This is a genomic window from Microbacterium sp. LMI1-1-1.1, from assembly GCF_040815675.1.
In the GTDB taxonomy this organism is placed as follows: Bacteria; Actinomycetota; Actinomycetes; order Actinomycetales; family Microbacteriaceae; genus Microbacterium.
Genome location: NZ_JBFPNN010000007.1, coordinates 293,346 through 313,851 on the forward strand (window position 1 = coordinate 293,346; position 20,506 = coordinate 313,851).

General features: G+C 72.7%; 16 protein-coding genes. 13 read left to right on the forward strand and 3 right to left on the reverse strand.

The window, feature by feature from the left end; all coding sequences use genetic code 11:
• The first annotated feature begins 4 nt into the window (after positions 1–4).
• The gene (gene glmM / locus MRBLMI1_RS07375; protein WP_367728998.1) at positions 5–1,360 is read left to right on the forward strand and encodes a phosphoglucosamine mutase; all 1,356 of its coding nucleotides are present in this window, start codon (positions 5–7) and stop codon (positions 1,358–1,360) included.
• A gap of 345 nt (positions 1,361–1,705) precedes the next feature.
• Here glmM and MRBLMI1_RS07380 read toward each other — a convergent pair whose 3' ends face one another.
• Complete coding sequence (locus MRBLMI1_RS07380) at positions 1,706–2,638, reverse strand: Ppx/GppA phosphatase family protein (protein ID WP_367729000.1); 933 nt, start codon at positions 2,636–2,638, stop codon at positions 1,706–1,708.
• A 202-nt stretch (positions 2,639–2,840) separates the two neighbouring features.
• On the opposite strand from MRBLMI1_RS07380, the gene coaA reads away from it, so the two are divergent.
• The 8 genes from coaA (at position 2,841) to tsaE (ending at position 15,069) form a co-directional block, all read left to right on the forward strand.
• The gene (gene coaA / locus MRBLMI1_RS07385; protein ID WP_367729002.1) at positions 2,841–3,782 is read left to right on the forward strand and encodes a type I pantothenate kinase; all 942 of its coding nucleotides are present in this window, start codon (positions 2,841–2,843) and stop codon (positions 3,780–3,782) included.
• A 560-nt stretch (positions 3,783–4,342) separates the two neighbouring features.
• Positions 4,343–8,917, forward strand: a complete 4,575-nt coding sequence (locus MRBLMI1_RS07390; RefSeq protein ID WP_367729003.1) for a choice-of-anchor G family protein — start codon at positions 4,343–4,345, stop codon at positions 8,915–8,917.
• A gap of 2 nt (positions 8,918–8,919) precedes the next feature.
• Positions 8,920–9,729 carry a DUF5819 family protein gene (locus MRBLMI1_RS07395; RefSeq protein WP_367729009.1) on the forward strand — a complete coding sequence of 270 codons (810 nt, stop codon included), beginning with the start codon at positions 8,920–8,922 and terminating at the stop codon, positions 9,727–9,729.
• The gene (locus MRBLMI1_RS07400) at positions 9,726–10,778 is read left to right on the forward strand and encodes an HTTM domain-containing protein (protein ID WP_367729011.1); all 1,053 of its coding nucleotides are present in this window, start codon (positions 9,726–9,728) and stop codon (positions 10,776–10,778) included. Before MRBLMI1_RS07395 ends, MRBLMI1_RS07400 begins: the two co-directional genes overlap by 4 nt.
• An 11-nt stretch (positions 10,779–10,789) precedes the next feature.
• Positions 10,790–12,640: a glutamine--fructose-6-phosphate transaminase (isomerizing) gene (gene glmS, locus MRBLMI1_RS07405; protein WP_367729012.1), complete on the forward strand. Its 1,851-nt coding sequence runs from the start codon at positions 10,790–10,792 to the stop codon at positions 12,638–12,640.
• A gap of 370 nt (positions 12,641–13,010) precedes the next feature.
• Entirely contained in the window at positions 13,011–13,451 is a 441-nt protein-coding gene (locus tag MRBLMI1_RS07410) for a holo-ACP synthase (RefSeq protein WP_367729029.1), read from the forward strand.
• Positions 13,448–14,569: an alanine racemase gene (gene alr, locus MRBLMI1_RS07415; RefSeq protein ID WP_367729031.1), complete on the forward strand. Its 1,122-nt coding sequence runs from the start codon at positions 13,448–13,450 to the stop codon at positions 14,567–14,569. Before MRBLMI1_RS07410 ends, alr begins: the two co-directional genes overlap by 4 nt.
• A complete protein-coding gene (gene tsaE, locus MRBLMI1_RS07420; protein WP_367729033.1) occupies positions 14,566–15,069 on the forward strand; it encodes a tRNA (adenosine(37)-N6)-threonylcarbamoyltransferase complex ATPase subunit type 1 TsaE in 504 nt (167 codons plus the stop codon). Before alr ends, tsaE begins: the two co-directional genes overlap by 4 nt.
• On the opposite strand, the gene MRBLMI1_RS07425 is transcribed toward tsaE, so the two are convergent.
• On the reverse strand, positions 14,961–15,974 hold the full coding sequence (locus MRBLMI1_RS07425; RefSeq protein WP_367729035.1) for an alpha/beta fold hydrolase: 1,014 nt from the start codon (positions 15,972–15,974) through the stop codon (positions 14,961–14,963). The genes tsaE and MRBLMI1_RS07425 overlap by 109 nt on opposite strands.
• A gap of 147 nt (positions 15,975–16,121) precedes the next feature.
• On the opposite strand from MRBLMI1_RS07425, the gene tsaB reads away from it, so the two are divergent.
• The 4 genes from tsaB to MRBLMI1_RS07445 are packed head-to-tail and all read left to right on the forward strand — an operon-like array spanning position 16,122 to position 19,106.
• Positions 16,122–16,754, forward strand: coding sequence for a tRNA (adenosine(37)-N6)-threonylcarbamoyltransferase complex dimerization subunit type 1 TsaB (gene tsaB / locus MRBLMI1_RS07430; protein WP_367729037.1), 633 nt, complete (start codon positions 16,122–16,124; stop codon positions 16,752–16,754).
• On the forward strand, positions 16,754–17,428 hold the full coding sequence (gene rimI, locus MRBLMI1_RS07435; protein ID WP_367729038.1) for a ribosomal protein S18-alanine N-acetyltransferase: 675 nt from the start codon (positions 16,754–16,756) through the stop codon (positions 17,426–17,428). The genes tsaB and rimI overlap by 1 nt, the downstream gene beginning before the upstream one ends.
• Entirely contained in the window at positions 17,428–18,621 is a 1,194-nt protein-coding gene (gene tsaD, locus MRBLMI1_RS07440; protein ID WP_367729040.1) for a tRNA (adenosine(37)-N6)-threonylcarbamoyltransferase complex transferase subunit TsaD, read from the forward strand. The genes rimI and tsaD overlap by 1 nt, the downstream gene beginning before the upstream one ends.
• Positions 18,618–19,106: a hypothetical protein gene (locus MRBLMI1_RS07445; protein WP_367729041.1), complete on the forward strand. Its 489-nt coding sequence runs from the start codon at positions 18,618–18,620 to the stop codon at positions 19,104–19,106. Before tsaD ends, MRBLMI1_RS07445 begins: the two co-directional genes overlap by 4 nt.
• 21 nt (positions 19,107–19,127) lie before the next feature.
• On the opposite strand, the gene MRBLMI1_RS07450 is transcribed toward MRBLMI1_RS07445, so the two are convergent.
• A complete protein-coding gene (locus tag MRBLMI1_RS07450; protein ID WP_367729043.1) occupies positions 19,128–20,330 on the reverse strand; it encodes a THUMP-like domain-containing protein in 1,203 nt (400 codons plus the stop codon).
• Positions 20,331–20,506: the final 176 nt, after the last annotated feature.

Consider the following 20,506-nt stretch of genomic DNA (forward strand, 5'->3'; position numbering starts at 1 on the left):
CCGGATGCCTCTTTTCGGCACGGACGGGGTGCGGGGGCTGGCCAACGGCCTCCTCACCGCCGAACTCGCGCTGCACCTGGCCCAGGCGACTGCTGTCGTCCTGGGCCAGGGCCGTTCGGCGGAGGAACGCAAGGCCCAGGGCCGGCGTCTCACCGCCGTCGTCGCGCGCGACCCGCGGGTCTCGGGGGAGTTCCTCGCGGCCGCGGTCAGCGCGGGCCTGGCGTCGTCGGGCGTCGACGTCCTCGACGCGGGCGTGATCCCCACGCCGGCGACCGCCTTCCTCATCGCCGACCGTGACGCCGACTTCGGCGTGATGGTGTCGGCATCCCACAACCCCGCTCCCGACAACGGGATCAAGATCTTCGCCCGCGGCGGCACCAAGCTCCCCGACATCGTCGAGGAGCGCATCGAGCGCGCCCTGGAGGGCGAACGCCTGCAGCCCACCGGTGCCGGTGTCGGCCGCATCCGCCGCTTCGCCGACGCCGAGGACCGCTACGTCGTGCACCTCCTCGGATCGCTGCCGCACCGGCTCGACGGCATCCACGTCGTCCTCGACTGCGCGCACGGCGCTGCCGCCGGTGTGTCGCCCGAGACCTTCCGCGACGCGGGTGCGCAGGTGACCGTCATCGGTGCCGACCCCGACGGCCTCAACATCAACGACGGCGTCGGCTCGACGCACCTCGACGTGCTCGCCGAGGCCGTGGTCCGGCTCGGCGCCGACGTCGGCATCGCGCACGACGGCGACGCCGACCGCTGCCTCGCCGTCGACGCCGACGGCAACGTGGTGGACGGCGACCAGATCATGGCGATCCTCGCGGTGGCCATGAAGGAGCGCGGCGCCCTCGCCGACGACACCCTCGTCGCGACCGTCATGAGCAACCTCGGCCTGCACCGGGCGATGGAGGCCCACGGCATCCGGGTCCTGCAGACCGCGGTCGGCGACCGGTACGTGCTCGAGGCGATGAACGCGGGCTCGTACTCGCTCGGCGGCGAGCAGTCGGGGCACGTCATCATGAGCGACTTCGCCACGACCGGCGACGGCCTGCTCACGGGGCTGCACCTCGTGGCCGAGATGGCCCGTCAGGACAAGACGCTCGCCGAGCTCGCCTCCCTCATGACGGTGTACCCGCAGGTGCTCGTGAACGTTCGCGGCGTCGATCGCGACGGCGTGAAGGACGAGGTCGTGCAGGCCGCCGTCGCGGAGTCGACCGCGGAACTCGGCGACTCGGGACGCGTGCTGCTGCGGGCCTCGGGCACCGAGCCCCTCGTGCGCGTCATGGTCGAGGCCGCCGACGAGCAGACCGCTCGCGCGCACGCAGACCGTCTGGCCGACGTGGTCCGGGAGCGCCTGGCGCTGTAGGTCCCCTGGCTCCGCCGGGGCGGGGCGGGGCGTCGTTGCGGGGCTGTCGCCTGTCGTCGCTGAGTTGGCGCAGATGTACGCCGCGCGGGGCGTGGCGCGTACATGTGCGGCAAGTCACGGCTGCGGGGGTGCTTCGGCGCGGGCGGGATGGATGCCGCTGAGTTGGCGTAGATGTACGCCGCGGGGGCCGTGGCGCGTACATGTGCGGCAAGTCACGGCTGCGGGGGTGCGTCCGCGCGGGCGGGATGGATGCCGCTGAGTTGGCGCACATGTACGCCGCGCGGGGCGTGGCGCGTACATGTGCGGCAAGTCACGGCTGCGGGGGAGCGCCTCGCAGGGTGCGGGTCAGGCGCCGTCGAGCTCCTCGATGTACCGCAGCAGAACGCCCTCGCGGAGCGCCCACGGCGACACCTCGAGCTCGTCGACGTCCATCGCCTTCATCGCGCGCTCGACCACGACGGCCGCGGCGACGATCTGGAAGGTGCGGTCCGCCGTGATGCCCGGCAGCGCCTCGCGGGCGTCGGCGGGGATCTGCGCCAGGCGCGGGATCCAGTCCTTCAGCTGCTTTCGGGGGAGCACCATCCGGTCGATGCCGGACCAGCCGGGCACGGGATACCCGGCGAGCTTCGCCAACGAGCGGATCGCCTTCGACGAGCCGACGACGTGATCGGGGCGGGGGAGCGCGGCGAAGCGCTGCGCCACCGGCGCCAGGACCGCGGCCGCATGCTGCCGCAGCGCGTCGATCTCGCCCACGGTCGGCGGGTCGTGGGGGAGGAACCGGACCGTCGAGCGCCCCGCGCCGAGCGGCACCGACTCGGCCAGGTCGGGCAGCTCGTCCGCACCGCCGGCGATCTCGAGCGAGCCGCCGCCGATGTCGAACAGCAGGATCTGCCCGGCGGACCAGCCGAACCACCGGCGCACCGCCAGGAACGTGAACCGCGCCTCCGTCTCGCCGCCGAGCACCTGCAGTGGCTGCCCCAGCACGTCTTCGATCTGCGCGATGACGGCCTCGCCGTTGGTCGCCTCGCGCACCGCGGACGTCGCCGTCGCCAGCAACTCGTCGACGCCTTCCGCCTTCGCGCGCTCGCACGCCGCGGTGACCGCGTCGATGAGGCCACGAACCCCCTCGGCCGAGATCGAGCCGTCGGGCTCGAGATAGCGCATGAGGCGCAGCACCGACCGGTGCGACGTCGTCGCCGTCGGTCGACCGCCCGCCCGGGCGTTGGCGACGAGCAGATGGACCGTGTTCGAGCCGATGTCGAGAACCCCGAGACGCACGCTCCGAGCGTAGCGGGCGGGACTGCGCGGAATCGGACGAGCGTGGCGGACGCGGACGAAGCCCGTGGCATCCGGTTCCGGGTTCTTCGTCCGACTCCGCAGAGGTGAAGGCGAGATGGATGCCACGGGGTGGCATCCATGGTCCGGAAACCGACACGGGGCGCTCCGCGAGCGGGGCGGAGCGCGCCGGTACGATTGGCGGGTGTCCGAGACCGTCGCGCCGTCGCTCAGTCCCTACCGGCAGATCGACCGCGCCGAGTGGGCGCGGATGGCCGGGGGCATCGAGCAGCCGCTCACCGAGACCGAGGTCGTGCAGCTGCGGGGCATCGGCGACCGCCTCGACCTGCGAGAGGTGTCGGAGGTGTATCTGCCGCTGAGCCGCCTGCTCAGCCTGTACGCCCGCGCGACGCGACGGCTGGGCGCGGACACCAGCGAGTTCCTGGGCGAGCCGGATGCCACGACGCCCTTCGTCATCGGCGTCGCCGGATCCGTCGCGGTGGGCAAGTCCACCATCGCGCGCCTGCTGCGCGAGCTCATGAGCCGGTGGCCGGACACCCCGCGGGTCGAGCTGGTCACGACGGACGGCTTCCTCTACCCCAACGCCGAGCTCGAGCGCCGCGGGCTGATGGACCGCAAGGGCTTCCCGGAGTCGTACGACCGCCGGGCGCTCGTGGAGTTCCTCAGCCACGTCAAGTCCGGGGCCGAGGAGGCGCGGGCACCGTTCTACTCGCACGTGCGGTACGACATCATGCCGGACGCGCACGTCACCGTGCACCGCCCCGACGTCGTCATCGTCGAGGGCCTGAACGTGCTGCAGCCGCCGCCGTCGCCGAACGAGGTCGCGGTGAGCGATCTGTTCGACTTCTCCATCTACGTCGACGCGGACGCCGCGCACATCGAGCGCTGGTACGTCGATCGGTTCCTCGCGCTGCGGGACAACGCCTTCACGAACCCGTCGTCGTTCTTCCGCGTCTTCGCCGACATCAGCGACGACGAGGCCGTGGAGCGGGCGCTCGGATTCTGGCGCGACATCAACCTGCCCAACCTGCGCGAGAACGTGCTGCCCACGCGGCACCGCGCGAAGCTCGTGCTGCAGAAGGGCGCCGACCACACGGTCGAGACGGTCCTGCTCCGCAAGCTCTGACGCCCGCCGGTCGGCGTTGCCGCGGGTCGGCGCTGCGGCGGGTCGGAGGGACAGTAAACGCCCTCGCGCGGTGGAAACGCCGTGCGACGGCGTTTCCACCGGCGCGAAGCGTTTACTGGCCGGAGGGACCCGCGGCGGATGCGCGCGGGAGCGGGGGACAACGGGGCATTACTGCGCGTTGCCTAAGTACTACTTATGTGCGGGCTGTGCGCGGCGGGCTGCGGCGACGCGCTTATTCAGGCGCATGAAACCCCGCGTTGATAGCGCTCACCTAGCGACACGCCCCGGTATACCGGCCGTGTCGAACCGGTACTACTACCCGCAGCCCGCGCACTCTCAGGCTCCTCACAGCCGCTTTAGCGTGGCCGGTACGGCTGTCGGAAGCCGTGGAGGGCGCTCGATCGCGGCGTCCCACGCACCACAAATGGGGAGTTCGACATATGAATCGCGCTAGGTGGGGGACGACCGGGGATTCGCCCGGTCGGGCCGTCAAGGAAAGGCGGGGTGGGATCTGGTCCTCCACCCGCGTCGGCAGGACGGCGGTCAAGGCCGCCGCGGCGGTGGGGGCCGCCTCTCTCGGTCTGCTCGGCGGCATCAGCGCCGCCCACGCCGCTCCCGGTGACCAGTCCGCCGCCACGGGGACGTTCCTCGGCGGTTCCATCCTCAGCCTCGTGGACCTCGGCGCCGTCGCCGAGATCGACGGCGCGGCCGCGACCAACGACGGCACGCAGCCCACGGTCACCGACTACAACACGCTCGACCTGACGGCGCTCGGCACGGTCAACGTCACGGCGACCGGTGGCATCCAGATTCCCGTCGACCTCGGCAGCCTCGGTGTCGTCGGCCAGTACGCCCAGGCCGACCCCGACGGATCGTCGGTCGGCGCGTCGGGCGCTGTCGGCTCGGGCGGTGTCATCGGCACCGGCGCCCCGGCCACCGGCCCGCTGAGCATCAGCCTCGGCGGTGCGGTCGACGCGCTCGGTCTCGGGACCGCGGTGACCGACGAGATCCTCGACGTCGACCTGACGCTCGACGCCGTGTCGGCTCGCGCGTCGCAAGAGGCTCCGAACGCCGCCGTCGGCGAGTACACGATCGCCGGCGGACAGCTCGTGATCGACAGCGCGACGCTCAGCGACCTGACCGCGGACCTCAACGCCGCCGTCGGCGGACTGCAGGGCTCGCTCGACAACGTCGACGCGCTCGTCAACTCCGGAGTCCTCGGCGCCCTGTCGAGCCTGGGCGTGCAGTCCAACCTGACGGTCGGAACGACGAGCCTCACCGGCGCGATCAGCGGGCTGCTCACCGGTCAGCTCACGTCGGACGCGTACCCCGGCGTGATCATCGACCTGAGCTCCGGCGAGATCATCGTCGACCTCGACGAGATCCAGCCGCTGAACGGTCTCGCTCCGGGCACGAACATCCTCGGTCCCGACACCGTCGCCGAGATCCAGGCGTCCGTGGTCGGGCTCGTCGACGGTCTCGTCGACGAGATCAACGAGGCGGTGCTGGCGGCTGTCCGCGGCATCACCATCACCGGCGGCGTCGTGATCCCGCCGATCCTCGTCACGCCGCAGATCCCGGTCCTGAGCGTGAACACCACGGTCGGTGCTCTCCTCGACGGGAACACCTCGGGCATCGTCGTGCTCGGCGGCCTGACGATCCCCGGCGGCATCGGCCCCGTGGCGGCGGCCATCGTGGCGCCGATCGAGGCGGTCGTGGCGAACGTCGCGGGCGCCGTCGACACGGTCGTCACCTCGGTGACCACGATCCTCTCGCCCGCGCTCGGTCAGGTGGTGCCCGCGCTCGTCACCGTCACGGTCAACAACCAGACGACCACGGACGACGGGGTCTTCTCGATCACCGGAGCGATCGTCACGATCCTGCCCGGCTCGATCGCGACGACCATCGAGCTGGCCAACGCCACCGTGGGTCCGAACGTCCTCGACGACAACGCCGACGTGACGATCGCGACGCCGGAGGACGGCGCGGAGTTCTTCGTTCCGGATGCCGAGGACGTGAGCGACGTGACCATCACCGGTTCCGGTGAGGAGGGCGCGCAGATCACCGTCACCATCGAGGGCGAGGAGCCCCAGGTGGCGACGGTCGTCGACGGAGAGTGGACGGTCACGTTCCCCGATCTCCCGGTCGGCGAGTACACCGCCACCGCGACGCAGAACGTCGACGGGACGACGGCCACGGTCGACTTCGCGGTCGTCGAGGCCCCCGACGTGACCATCACCGCGCCGACCCCGGACCAGATCTTCGTGGTCCCGGGGGTCGACGACACGACCGACGTGACGGTCGAGGGCTCGGGCTTCCCGGGCTCCGACGTCGAGGTCGTCGTCGACGGTCAGACGCAGACGGTGACCGTCGGTGAGGGCGGCACGTGGACGGCGACGTTCACCGACCTGCCCATCGGCGACTACACCGCCACCGCGACGCAGGAGTTCGACGGCTCGACGGCGGAGGTCGACTTCTCGGTCGCCGAGACGCCGGACGTCGTCATCGAGGTGCCGGCCGACGGCACGGAGATCGCAGTCGGCCAGGCCGACGACGTCACCACGGTGACCGTCTCCGGCGAGGGCTCGCCGGGCGCGACCGTCACGGTGGTGCTCGACAACGGCGACACCGAGACGGACGTCGTGGCCGAGGACGGCACGTGGAGCGTCGACTTCGTCGACCTGCCGATCGGCGACTACACCGCCACCGCGACGCAGGACGTGGACGGCTCCGAGGCGAGCGTCGACTTCTCGGTCGTGCTGGCCGACCCGGTCGCGATCGTCGCTCCGGCGGACGGCGCCGACTTCGTCGTCGGGGAGCCGGATGCCACCCAGTCGGTGACCGTCTCGGGAACCGGCCAGGCCGGTGCCGAGATCGAGGTCGACGTGCCGGGTCTCGGTACGCAGACCACGACCGTCGACGAACTCGGCGCGTGGTCGGTGACCTTCGCCGAGGTCCCCGTCGGCGAGTTCACGGCGACGGCGACGCAGGACATCGACGGTACGACCGACGAGGTCTCGTTCTCGGTCTCGGCTGAGGCCGCTGACGTGCTCGACATCGACGCCGACGCGCTCGACGTCGTGGATGCGGATGCGGATGCCGCTGACGCCGACGCGCTGGACGTGCTCGACATCGATGTGACGGACGTGCTCGACGCGCTGGACATCGACGCCGACGCGGACGTGCTCGACGCCGACGCTGACGTGCTGGACATCGACGCGGACGCCGACGGTCTGGACGTGGACCTCGTGGATGCCGACGCTCTCGACATCGACGTTCTCGATGCCGACGCTGACGTGCTCGACATCGACGCGGACGCGGTGGACGCCGATGTGGCCGACGCGGATGCCGCTGACGCCGACGCGCTGGACGTGCTCGACATCGATGTGACGGACGTCCTGGACGCGCTGGACATCGACGCCGACGCGGACGTGCTCGACGCCGACGCTGACGTGCTGGACATCGACGCGGACGCCGACGGTCTGGACGTGGACCTCGTGGATGCCGACGCTCTCGACATCGACGTTCTCGACGCTGACGCCGACGTGCTCGACATCGACGCGGACGCGGTGGACGCCGATGTGGCCGATGCGGATGCCGCTGACGCGGATGCGCTGGACGTGCTGGACATCGATGTGACGGACGTCCTGGACGCCCTGGACATCGACGCCGACGCGGACGTCCTCGACGCGGATGCTGACGTGCTGGACATCGACGCCGACGCGGACGGTCTCGACCTCGACGTGATCGACGCCGACGCGCTGGACATCGACATCCTGGATGCCGACGCCGACGTGCTCGACATCGACGCGGACGCGGTGGACGTGGACGTGGCCGATGCGGATGCCGCTGACGCGGATGCGCTGGACGTGCTGGACATCGATGTGACGGACGTCCTGGACGCCCTGGACATCGACGCCGACGCGGACGTCCTCGACGCGGATGCTGACGTGCTGGACATCGACGCCGACGCCGACGGTCTCGACCTCGACGTGATCGACGCCGACGCGCTGGACATCGACATCCTGGATGCCGACGCCGACGTGCTCGACATCGACGCGGACGCGGTGGACGCGGACGTGGCCGATGCGGATGCCGCTGACGCCGATGCCGCTGACGCCGACGCCGACGCCGACGCGCTGGACATCGCGGACGCCCTGGACCAGCTGGACATCGCTGACGCGCTGGACCAGCTCGACATCGCGGACGCGCTGGACCAGCTGGACATCGCGGACGCGCTGGACCAGCTGGACATCGCGGACGCCCTGGACCAGCTGGACATCGCCGACGCGCTGGACCAGCTGGACATCGCGGACGCCCTGGACCAGCTCGACATCGCGGACGCGCTCGACCAGCTCGACATCGCCGACGCGCTGGACCAGCTCGACATCGACGCCCTCGATGCGGACGTGACCGACGCCGATGCGACGGACGCCGACGCGATCGACGCTGACGTCGCGGACGCCGACGCCGACGCCGCTGACGCCGACGCCGCTGATGCCGACGCCGCTGACGCGGTCGACGCCGCTGACGTGGCCGACGCCGACGCGATCGACGCCGACGCGACGGACGCCGCCGATGTGGCCGACGCCGATGCAGTCGACGCGATCGACGCCGCCGACGCAGACGCCGCTGACGCGGTCGACGCCGACGCGACGGACGCCGACGCGACCGATGGGGACGTGTCCTCGCAGCCGCGGGCCGATGTCCAGTTCACGCAGATCGTCCGGGGGACCGGAGTGACCCAGACCGTGATCCTCACGGGCTTCCAGCCCGGCGAGACCATCTCGGCGACGGTCCTCTCCACCCCGTTCGAGCTCACTCCGGTGACCGCTGACGCCTCGGGCTCGGCGCGCATGACCTTCGTGGTCGGCGCCGACTTCGAGCTCGGTGCTCACCGTGTCGAAGTCCGCGGTTCGGTCTCGGGAGAGATCCCGACCGATCGGGAGAACACCGCCTTCACCGTCATCGCCAAGCAGGTCCCGGCGGCGACGGGCGGCGGCGGTCGACTCCCGGCCACCGGTGCAGACCTGAACGGTCCCCTCACCGGCGGCATCGCGGCAGCCCTGATCCTGGCAGGAGCGGCTCTGTGGACCATGCGTCGACGGAGCACTCCCGCCGGAGAGCAGCGCTGAAGATGACCACCACGGCGGAGGGCGCCCCCGAAGCGGGGGTGTCGGAGGGGCGTCCCTCCGCCGGGCGGTCGGGCGGGGTCACGGCGGCGGTCGCCGCCGCCGTGACCCTTGCCATCGTTCTCGGCTACGCCTTCGTGGCCGTCTCCTTCACCATCCCCACCAGCCCGACGCGACCCGCCGTGTCAGCGGCCTTCTCCCCGTACTTCTCGCAGCGGTGGAACGTGTTCGCCCCGAACATCATGAAGGTCAACCGCAACCTGCAGATCCAGGTGCAGTGGCGGGAGGACGGCGAGCTGCAGCGCAGCGAATGGATCGACGTCACCGACACCGAGTTCACCTCGGCCCGTGGCATCCCGACCCCCTCCCGCATCTCGAAGAACAGCTTCAACGCCGCCCAGGCGTTCTTGATGCGCTATCAGGCGCTCGGCGAGGAGCAGCGGGACCGCGTGCGCGACACGTTCATCCGCGGCGTCGGCGACGGTGCGTTCGCACCGATGGACCCCGAGGCGCTCCTGACCGAGCTCGACGGGCTGGGCGGCAGCCGGGACGCGCTCGTGAAGTACCTGCGCTACGACTACATGCTCGTGCGCTTCGCCTCGGCGTTCGGCACCGCGTACTTCGACCGGGACATCGAACGCGTCCGGTGGCGCATCCAGCACGACCGGCCCAACGACTTCCTGCACCGCTTCGACGAGGAGCGGCAGACCGATCTGTCGTACACGACGTTCGGATGGCGGCAGCCGGCGGTCGGGCCGAGCGACGAGGTCCGCGCCATCTACGACGAGGTCATCGAGAGGTACACGGGACGATGAGCGCAACGGCATCCATCGACGAGGTCCGCAGCCCGGACCGCCCGCGCCTGAGCGACCGCCTGCGTCCCGCGGCGCTGTGGCAGGGACTGCAGGGGTGGCTCACCGAGCGGAAGCACTCGACCATCGGGTTCTCGATCCTGCGGATCCTCTTCGCGATCGCGATGCTCATCGTGCTCGTGCCCAGCTACGCCGACCGCCACTACCTGTGGGGCGCCGGGGCGTGGTGGGTCGAGCCCGAAGCGAGCCGTCGCGGCTGGTGGGAACCGTTGCGCCTGCTGTTCCCGAAAGACAACGCGATCGTCTTCGACGTGTCGTTCCACGTGCTGCTCGCGCTCGCGGTGCTGTTCCTCGTGGGATTCCAGACGCGGTTCGTCACGCCGGTCCTGCTGGTGTTCTGGGTCGGGCTCTCGACCAACACCACGCTGCTCGGCAACGGCGGCGACACGCTCATGCGCATCGTCCTGCTGTTCGTCGTCTTCGCGGACCTCAGCCGCCACTTCTCGATCGACGCGTGGCTGCGGCGCCGAGGGGGCGGCATCCCGTCCCTGGCCTCCGCGCGCAAAGGACGGTTCCGGATGCCGCGACGCGTGCCGCCGTGGTTCGGGGCGTGGCTGCACAACACGGTGCTGATCCTCTGCGTGTTCCAGATCCTGCTCGTGTACTTCGTGTCGAGCGTGCTGAAGTTCCAGGGCGAGGAGTGGCTGAACGGGACGGCGATCTACTACGCCCTCAGCATCGACCAGTTCCACGTGATCCCCGCGCTCAGCGAGCTCGCCTGGCAGTCGGCGCCCGTCGTCGCGCTGGCGACGTGGGCGGCGTTGTGGGTGCAGATGCTGTTCCCCGTCCTGATCCTGTGGAAGCCGACGCGGTACGTCGCCGTGCTGCTCATCACGGGCATGCACCTCGGCATCGCGATCCTGCTCGGACTGTGGCCGTTCTCGCTGGCGATGATCGCGCTCGACCTGCTGCTCGTGCGCGACGGGTCCTGGCGGCGGCTGGCCGGCCGTGTCGACCGGGTGCGTCGGGGGTTGCTCAGCCCCGCCACGTAGACTCACTGCTCATGTGCGGAATCATCGGTTACGTGGGCCCCCGGCAGAGCCAGGACATCCTTCTGTCGGGTCTGGCGCGCCTGGAGTACCGCGGCTACGACTCGGCGGGCATCGCCGTGATCGACGGCGAGGGCGACCTGGGGATGCGCAAGCGCGCGGGCAAGCTCAAAGTGCTGCGCGACGACCTGGAGTCGACGCCGCTCGGCGACGGGACGACCGGCATCGGTCACACCCGCTGGGCCACCCACGGCGGTCCGACCGACGCGAACGCCCACCCGCACCTCGCCGACGACGACAAGCTCGCCGTCATCCACAACGGCATCATCGAGAACTTCGCCGAGCTGAAGAGCGAGCTCGTGGGCGAGGGCGTCGCCTTCCGCAGCGAGACCGACACCGAGGTGGCGGCGCTCATGATCGGCCGGGAGTACGCCCGTCGGGGCGACCTCGTCGCGGCGTTCCGCGCGGTGGTGTCGCGTCTGGAGGGCGCGTACACGCTCCTCGCGATGCACAAGGACCACCCCGGCCTCGTCGTCGGCGCCCGCCGCAACTCCCCGCTCGTGATCGGCCTGGGCGAGGGCGAGAACTTCCTCGGCTCCGACGTCGCCGCGTTCGTCGAGCACACCCGCAACGCCCTCGCGATCGGCCAGGACGAGATCGTCGCCATCACCCCGTCGGGCGTCGAGGTCACCGACTTCGACGGCGCGCCCGTCGAGGTCGAGCCGTTCGAGGTCACCTGGGACGCATCGGCCGCCGAGAAGGGCGGCTGGTCGTCGTTCATGGCCAAGGAGGTCTCGGAGGAGCCCGAGGCCGTCGCCAACACCCTGCGCGGCCGCATCCACGAGGGCCGGGTCGAGATCCCCGAGCTCGACGGCATGGACGAGTTCCTCGCCGACATCGACCGCATCCTCGTCATCGCCTGCGGCACCGCCGCCTATGCCGGCATGGTCGGCAAGTACGCGCTCGAGACGTGGACCCGCGTCCCCGTCGACGTCGAGCTGGCCCACGAGTTCCGGTACCGCGACCCGGTGCTGTCCGAGCGCACGCTCGTCGTCTCGATCAGCCAGTCCGGCGAGACCATGGACACCCTGATGGCCGTCAAGTACGCCCGTTCGCGGGGAGCCAAGACGCTGTCGATCTGCAACACCCAGGGCGCCACGATCCCGCGCGAGTCCGACGCGATCGTCTACACGCACGCCGGACCCGAGGTCGCGGTCGCGTCGACGAAGGCCTTCGTCGCGCAGATCACGGCGCTGTACCTGCTGGCCCTGCACGTGGGCCGCGTGCGCGGCGCCATCGACGTCTCCACCGCCGCGGACGCGGTGGACGAGCTCGAGGCCGTGCCCGGCAAGATCGCGCAGGTGCTCGAGAACGAGCAGGAGCGCATCTCGCAGCTCGCCTACTGGATGGCCGACACCCGTTCGGTGCTGTTCCTCGGTCGTCACGTGGGCTACCCCGTCGCGCTCGAGGGCGCGCTGAAGCTCAAGGAGCTGGCGTACATCCACGCGGAGGGCTTCGCCGCCGGTGAGCTCAAGCACGGACCGATCGCGCTGATCGAGCCCGGCCAGCCGGTGTTCGTCGTCGTCCCCAGCCCCCGCGGCTCCGGCGAGATGCACAAGAAGGTCGTCTCGAACATCGAGGAGATCCGCGCGCGCGGCGCCCGCGTCATCGCCATCGCCGAAGAGGGCGACGCCGCCGTGCTCCCCGCCGCGGATGAGGTGCTGCGCATCCCGCTCGCCGCACCGCTCTTCGAGCCGCTGCTCGCCGTCGTCCCGCTGCACATCTTCGCCATGGGCCTGGCCGAGGCCAAGGGCCTGGACGTCGACCAGCCGCGCAACCTGGCCAAGTCGGTGACGGTGGAGTAACGCCGCCTTCTTCGGGGCCGGATGCCATGGCATCCGGCCCCTTTTTCGTGTCCGGGTTGCTCTCGCTTGACTCCGGAGAACCGGGGAGCGCGTCGGCGGGTGCGGGGCGGGGGGTGCGCCGGGGTGGGTCGCGCAACTCCTGACTTCTGCGGGCTCGGGGGGCCGGACGCCCGGCGGGCACGGGGCGGACGTGCGAGGAGGCGCCGGAACTCAGGAGTTCGGCGAGGGGGTGGCGGGAGGCCGTCCGCGGGGAGGCGGCCGCAGCGCTCGCCGGAGGGCGCCGGAACTCAGGAATTCGGCGAGGGGGCGGGCGTGACCGGGCGGGCACCCCGGACCGGCAGAATGGAGGGATGCCGCGGAGGGAGCGCCCATGATCGTCGGAATCGGCGTCGACGTCGTCGACGTCCCGCGCTTCGAGCAGCACATCGCGCGGACGCCCCGCCTGCTGCCGCGGCTGTTCTCCCCGTCGGAACGGCTGCTGAAGCCCCGGTCGCTGGCCGCCCGGTACGCGGCGAAGGAAGCGCTCATCAAGGCCCTCGGCGGATCCGACGGCGTGCACTGGACCGACATCGAGGTCACCTCCGAGCCGTCCGGACGTCCGACGTTCGCGCTGAGCGGCGAGACCGCCGCGACCGTGACCGGCCGCGGGATCCGCGCGCTGCACCTGTCGATGTCGCACGATGCCGGGCTCGCGACGGCGTACGTGATCGCGGAAGCGACGGACGCCGCGACGGCCGACGCAGCAGCGCCCGACGCCGCGACGGCTCCGCCGCCCGCGGCGACGCGCCCGCGAGAGAAGGACGACGCATGACCCTGGCCCCCGGCGTGATGCGCGAGGCCGTCATCGACACGGACGCGATCGCCGACAACGTCCGCCACCTCCGTCGCCTCACCGGCTGCGAGCTCATCGCCGTCGTCAAGGCCGACGGGTACGGCCACGGCGCCCACCGCGCGGCCGTCGCGGCTCTGCGCGGGGGAGCGGCCCGCATCGGCGTGGCCGACATCGCGGAGGCGATCGCGCTCCGGCGCGCCGGCATCACCGCCCCGCTGTTCGCGTGGCTGCACGCGCCCGGGGCGTCCTTCGACGAGGCGGTGCGGCACGACGTCGAGATCGGCGTCTCGGACATCGACCAGCTCACGCGCGCCGGCGCCGCCTCGACCGGCGACCGCCCCGCCGCGGTGCACATCAAGATCGAGACCGGGCTGTCGCGCAACGGCGTCGCCCCGGCGGACTGGCGGACGGTCTTCGCGGAGGCCGCGCGGCTAGAGCGGATCGGACGTCTGCGGGTCGTCGGCATCTTCTCGCACCTGTCGAACACGAGCCCCGCGGACGACTTCGCCGCCCTCGCGACGTTCGACGAGGGTCTCGCCGTCGCCGCGGAGCTCGGCGTCCGCCCGCCGCTGCAGCACATCGCCGCGACGCAGGCCGCCATCGCCCATCCCGAGATGCGGCGCGGCTGCGTCCGCACCGGCATCGGCATCTACGGCGTCTCGCCCTTCGACGACCGCACGCCCGCCGACCTCGGCCTCCGGCCGGCGATGACGCTCCGCGGCGCGGTCGCGGCCGTCCGCCGCGTCCCCGCCGGAACCGGCGTGTCGTACGGCTACGACTACCGCACGGAGCGGGAGACGACGCTCGCCCTCGTCCCGCTCGGGTACGCGGACGGGGTGCCGCGGCACGCGTCCGGCCGCGGGCCGGTCGTCATCGGCGGGCGGCGCTTCACCGTCGCCGGGCGCATCGCGATGGACCAGTTCGTCGTGGACGTCGGCGACCACCCGGTGGCGGTCGGCGACGAGGTCGTGCTCTTCGGCGACCCCACCCTCGGCGTGCCGTCGGCACGGGACTGGGCGGATGCCGCCGGCACCATCGACTACGAGATCGTCACGCGGATCGGCCCGCGGGTGATGCGGACGGAGGCGGACTCATGAGCGTTCCGAACGACCTGCTGGGCGAGCGCGAGATCGACGGCCCGGACGACATGGAGCAGCTCGGGCGCACGCTCGCCGCGCACTTGGAGCCGGGCGACGTCGTGGTGCTCACAGGTCCGCTCGGCGCCGGCAAGACGACCCTGACCCGCGGAATCGGCGAGGGTCTCGGCATCCGGGGTCCCATCCAGAGCCCGACGTTCGTCATCGCGCGCACGCACCCCTCCCTCGTCGGAGGGGCGCCGCTCGTGCACGTGGACGCCTACCGTCTCGGCGCGGCCGTCGAGCTCGACGACCTCGACATCGACGTGGAGCGTTCCGTGGTGATCGTCGAATGGGGGCGGGGCGTCGCCGACCATCTCGCGGACACGTGGTGGGAGGTCGAGATCGCGCGTCAGACCGGCGGGCGGGGTGTGGACAACGCCTGCGGCGACATCGCCGGCCACACGCTCGACCTGGACGCCGACGCGCCGCGCACCGTGACGATCTCGCGCCGTCCCTGACGCGGGCGCGGTGCCCGGTGCGCCGCCCAGACGTCGCGGAGCGCCCGCAGGGTCTCGACCGGCTGTTCGACGTGGGCGAAGTGCCCGCTGTCGGCGAGCACGGTCTCGTCGTGGTCGAGAAGCAGGCGATCCCACGCGCGGGTGTCGCGAGGACCGACGAACACGTCGTGCGCGCCGCGGACCGACCGGACGGGACAGACGACCCGGCGCCACAGGCCGTCGTCGTGAGCGCGGGACGACCTCATGGCGGCGAGGAACGACGTCGGACGGATCTCGTCCGCCAGCGCGTCGCTCACCGCCGGGTCCACGGCGGAGGGGTGGCGGAACAGCGGCCGGGCGAGGGCGCGGATGACGCGGGTCCGGCGGAGGAGGCGGAGCAGCGGGCGGGCCGCGGGCCCGAGCAGGCGCAGGATGCGCATCGCCCACACCATCCCGGCGAAGCCGGGCAGACGAGCGGCCGCGAGGGCCGGGTGTCGCGAGACCGCGCGGACACCGGCGCCGCTCGGCGAGACCACGCCCACGGCGACCGTCTCCCGCGGGAAGCGCGCCGCGACGTCGAGGGCGATGACGCCGCCGAGGGAGTGGCCGACGACGCGCCAGCGCGGGTACCCGAGCGCGCGCGCGACCGCAGCGACGGCGACGGCGAGGTCGGCGGGGTCGGGGACCGGTCCGGGGGTGTCGCCCCAGCCGGGCAGGTCGATCGCGACGATGTCCGACAGGGGCAGTCCGAGCCGGTCGGAGGCGTCGATCAGCGGCGTCCACGTCCGCCACGAGCCGGCCGCACCGTGCAGCAGGACTGTCGAGACGGGGCTCCCCGATCCGCGGCCCGCGCGCACGGCGACGGCCCCCACCGCCGTGGGAACGAGCATCTGCCGCAGCCCGAGACGGGCGGCATCGGTGTCCATGTCCTCTCTTCGGAGCGGAGGTGCCGGATGGATGCCACGGCCCGCGGACCCGTCGCCGGTGATCGGCCGGCGGGGCGGACGGCGGCCGGCGGTCCGCGGAGGGCGGACGCCGGGGAGGAGCGAAGGGCGGCCGGATACCCTGGACGAGTGATCCTCGGCATCGACACCTCGCTCGGCACTGCGGTCGCGGCCATCACGCCCGACGGCGAGGTGCTCGCCGACGAGCAGAGCCTGAACCCCCTCGGCCACGCCGAGGTGATCGGCGACCTGCTCCGTCGTGCCGGCAGCGCCGGGCCGGCGCCGACGCACGTGGCCGTCGGCATGGGCCCCGGCCCGTTCACCGGACTGCGTGTCGGCATCGCCACCGCGCGCGCCTTCGCCCTCGGGCGCGGCATCCCGGCCGTCCCCGTCCCGAGCCATGACGGCGTCGCGCTCGAGCTCCTGCTGCACGGGTCGCTCACCGACACCGACCCTGGCCGCTTCGCCGTGGTCACCGACGCGCGCCGCAAGGAGTTCGCCTTCACGGTCTACGACGGCATCGACGACGACGGCCTGCCCGTGCGGGTGACGGATGCCGCCCTCGCCCCGCGCGACGCCCTCGACGATCGCCTCGCCGAGCTCGGGGCCGTCCGCCGGGACGCCGCCGCGGTCTCCGCCGCGATGATCGCCCTCGCCGCGGCCCGCGCCCTCGACGCCGGGCGCACGCTCGCGGGACCGGAGCCGCTCTACCTGCGCAGCCCCGACGTCGTCGCCGCGCACGCGCCGAAGCGGGTGAGCTGATGACGACCCGCCCCGCGACCCTCGCCGACCTCGACGGCATCATGGCGCTGGAGCACGCGTCGTTCCCGACCGACGCCTGGAGCCCCGCGATGATGCGCGAGGAGCTCGCGTCGCCGCACGGGTGGTACGTCGTGGTCGAGGAGGCCGGACGCCTCGTCGGCTACGCGGGACTCCGCGCGGTGCGCGGGGCTCGGGATGCCGACGTCCAGACCATCACGATCTCCGCGGCCGCGCGGGGACGGGGGCGCGGGCGCGCGCTCCTCACCGTCCTGCTCGACGAGGCCGTGCGCCGGGGCGTCCACGACGTCTTCCTCGAGGTGCGGGCGGACAACCCGGTCGCGCAGGGGCTGTACCTGTCGGAGGGCTTCGCCGAGGTCGGCCGGCGTCCGCGCTACTACCAGCCGGACGACGTCGACGCCCTCGTCATGCAGCTCGACCTGCGGGGCTGGGCCGCGAGGCGGGCGGAGGCCGCGGGATCGCTCGCGGGGAGCTCGCTCGCGGAATCGGACGGAGGCCGCGGAATCGGAGCAGAAGGGCCGGCCGGTCCGACTCCGGCGCGTTCGTCCGATTCCGCGACACCGATCACCGCGCACCCGGCGGGCTCCGCGACACCGACCACCGCGCACCCGGCGGGCTCTGCGACACCGACCACCACCGGAAAGGGATGGTGCTGATGGACGCGCCCCTCGTGCTCGGCATCGAGACCAGCTGCGACGAGACCGGCATCGGCATCGTCCGCGGCCGGCGGCTGCTCAGCAACACGATCGCCTCCAGCATGGACGAGCACGCCCGCTACGGCGGCGTGGTCCCCGAGGTCGCGGCGCGCGCCCACCTCGAGGCGCTGCAGCCGTCCATCGACGCCGCGCTCGCCGAGGCGGGGGTGAGACTCGCGGACATCGACGCCGTCGCCGTGACCAGCGGTCCCGGCCTCGCCGGGGCGCTCATGGTGGGAGTGGGCGCCGCGAAGGGCCTCGCCGTGGCACTCGACAAGCCGCTCTACGCCGTGAACCACCTCGTGGGGCACATCGCGGCCGACATCCTCGACGCCGACGCGGGGGAGCTGGAGTACCCCACGGTCGCGCTCCTCGTCAGCGGCGGGCACACCTCGCTGCTCCTTGTGCGCGATCTCACGAGCGACGTCGAGCTCCTCGGCGAGACGATGGACGACGCGGCCGGCGAGGCGTTCGACAAGGTCGCCCGCCTGCTGAAGCTCCCGTACCCCGGCGGTCCCGAGATCGACCGGGCCGCGGCCGCGGGCGACCCGACGGCGATCCGCTTCCCGCGGGGCCTGTCGCGGGCGTCGGACATGGCGTCGCACCGCTACGACTTCTCGTTCTCGGGGCTGAAGACCGCGGTCGCCCGCTGGGTCGAGCAGCACGAGGCGGCCGGGCAGCCCGTGCCCGTGGCCGACGTCGCCGCGTCGTTCCGGGAGGCCGTCGTCGACGTCCTCGTCACGAAGGCCCTCGACGCCTGCGCCCGCCACGGCGTGCCGCGTCTGCTCCTCGGCGGCGGCGTCGTCGCGAACAAGCGCCTGCGCGACGTCGCCCTGGAGCGCGCCGCGGCGGCCGGGGTCGCGGTGCGCATCCCGCCGCTGCGCCTGTGCACCGACAACGGTGCGATGATCGCCGCGCTCGCCGCCGAGCTCATCACCTCGGGCCGCCGTCCCTCGACGCTGGCCTTCGGGGCGGACTCGACCCTCCCCGTCACGGAGATCCAGGTCGCGGAGGACCCCGACGCCCCCCTCCCGTCGAGGGCGATGGATGCCACCCCCTCCGGCATCCCGGACCCCGTGCACTCCCGCGGGGGTGCGGGTGCCGCGGTGGCGACCGGCGCCGGGGCGGCGGACCCGTCCGGCGGTGCCCCGTGAGCACGCAGGAACCGCCGTCGCGGCGGGAGCGCCGCGCCGCCGACGGTGCCGTCCCGCCCCTCCCCCCGATGCCGGCGTGGGCCGGACCCGCGGCGAGCCCGGCCGGGGGCAGCGTCGGGGAGAACCGGAACCCCCTCGTCGAGGACGAGGACGACGGTCGCCTGCCGACCGCGCAGCTCGAGATGGCCGCCTTCGGGCCGCACCTCGTCGCGGGGGAGTGGCTCCCGGCCGCGCCGCCGAAGCGCCGATCCGTCGCGCCGTGGGCGCTGGGCACCGCGATCGTCGCGCTTGTCGCCGCGGTGTTCGTGGGGTGGCTGCTGCCGCTGGGCGTCGTCGCGGTCGTGCTCGCGCTGGTCTCGCTGCGACGCCGGCACGACAGCCGGCTGGTCGCGGGGTGGGCGCTCGCCCTGGGGCTGCTCGCGATTGTCTACAGCGCCGGCTGGCTGCTGTGGACCCTGCCGCAGCTCGACGCGCTGCGCGCGTAGGCGCCCGCCGCGCTCTGACGCTCAGGCGGAGGCTGCGGCGACGCGGTCGGCTAGAAGCGCCAGACGGCGCGAGCCGACGCGGGTCAGAAGGAGGGTCGCCGACTCGTCGCCCTTGAGTGACAGCTTCTTGCGCAGCACCGTGGGGTCGACGTCGACACCGCGCTTCTTGATCTCCAGCGTCCCGATGCCGCGCGCCCGGAGGGCCTGGGCGAGCTTCTTCGGGTCGGCGGGCAGCTCCTCGCGCACCCGGAACGACGAGACGAAGGGGCTCGTGACAGCGGCATCCGAGGTCAGGTAGGCGATCCCGGGCGCCAGCATCCCGGCATCCAGGGACCGGGCCACCTCGCCGATCAGCCGGGCCCGGATGACCGCGCCGTCGGGCTCGTGGACGTAGGCGCCCCGCTCGCGCTGCTCGACGTCGGGGGAGTCGTCCGGCGCGGTGAGCTCCCACGCCTCGTCACCGCGGACGACGAGCGCCGCCCGGCGCACGCCCGGGCGCGCGAGCTCCTTCGACCACAGCACCAGCTCGATCGTGGACCCGTCCGCGCTCACCCACTGCGCCTCGACGTCGGCGGGGATCCGGTCGCGGTCGAAACCCGGTCCGAGCTTGACACCCCCGGGCATGCTCCCGAGCAGGCCGAAGACCCAGTCGAGGGAGGGCGACCACTCGTCCGCCGACACCCGGCGCGTCTCGGAGTGCCCCGCCGTCCGCCGCGCGGGGTCGAGCCACACGGCATCCGTCCCCGCCAGGTCGACCTCCTCGGCGCGCGCCTGCGCGACGGTCACGGCGTCTCCGAAGGGGGCGAGGTTGTACGCGGCGATCGCGGCGGTGACCTCGTCGGCGTCGACGGCGTGCACGCGCAGGCCCAGCCCGGACAGGCCGAGCGCGTCGCCCCCGATCCCGCATCCCAGGTCGGCGACGGATGCCATCCCCGCTGCGCGGAACCGTCCCGCGTGACGAGCGGCGATGGGCAGACGCGTGGCCTGCTCGAGGCCCGCGCGGGTGAAGAGCATGCGGTCCGCGAAGGGACCGAACTTCGCCGCCGCGCGGACGCGGAGGGAGGCCTGCCCCACGACGGCCGAGACGAGGGAGGGGGAGTGGCCGGCCGCCCGGAGGCGCGAGACCGCGCGGGCGGCGTCGTCCGTCGAGCGGACGGGGTCCAGCTCGTCCAGCAGGCGCAGCCCTTCGGGGGTGAGCAGGGCGGTGAGCTCGGCGGTGTCCACCGATCCAGCCTAGGCGGCGGGATGACACGGGTCGGGGCCGTGGCATCCCTTTCGCCCCCGGTGCGGAGATGCCGGGACCGTATCCCCGGGCGCCACCCCCCACCCCGGGTGCGGGGATGCCGGACCCGTATCCCTGGGCAACACCCCCCACCCCCACCCCGAAACCCCGGGCACCC

Coding starts and splice junctions, on each gene's coding strand:
- MRBLMI1_RS07410 (WP_367729029.1), top strand. CDS start 13,011: ATGATCGTCGGAATCGGCGTCGACGTCGTCGACGTCCCGCGCTTCGAG.
- MRBLMI1_RS07400 (WP_367729011.1), top strand. CDS start 9,726: ATGAGCGCAACGGCATCCATCGACGAGGTCCGCAGCCCGGACCGCCCG.
- tsaD (WP_367729040.1), top strand. CDS start 17,428: ATGGACGCGCCCCTCGTGCTCGGCATCGAGACCAGCTGCGACGAGACC.
- MRBLMI1_RS07395 (WP_367729009.1), top strand. CDS start 8,920: ATGACCACCACGGCGGAGGGCGCCCCCGAAGCGGGGGTGTCGGAGGGG.
- glmS (WP_367729012.1), top strand. CDS start 10,790: ATGTGCGGAATCATCGGTTACGTGGGCCCCCGGCAGAGCCAGGACATC.
- MRBLMI1_RS07425 (WP_367729035.1), bottom strand. CDS start 15,974: ATGGACACCGATGCCGCCCGTCTCGGGCTGCGGCAGATGCTCGTTCCC.
- alr (WP_367729031.1), top strand. CDS start 13,448: ATGACCCTGGCCCCCGGCGTGATGCGCGAGGCCGTCATCGACACGGAC.
- tsaE (WP_367729033.1), top strand. CDS start 14,566: ATGAGCGTTCCGAACGACCTGCTGGGCGAGCGCGAGATCGACGGCCCG.
- glmM (WP_367728998.1), top strand. CDS start 5: ATGCCTCTTTTCGGCACGGACGGGGTGCGGGGGCTGGCCAACGGCCTC.
- rimI (WP_367729038.1), top strand. CDS start 16,754: ATGACGACCCGCCCCGCGACCCTCGCCGACCTCGACGGCATCATGGCG.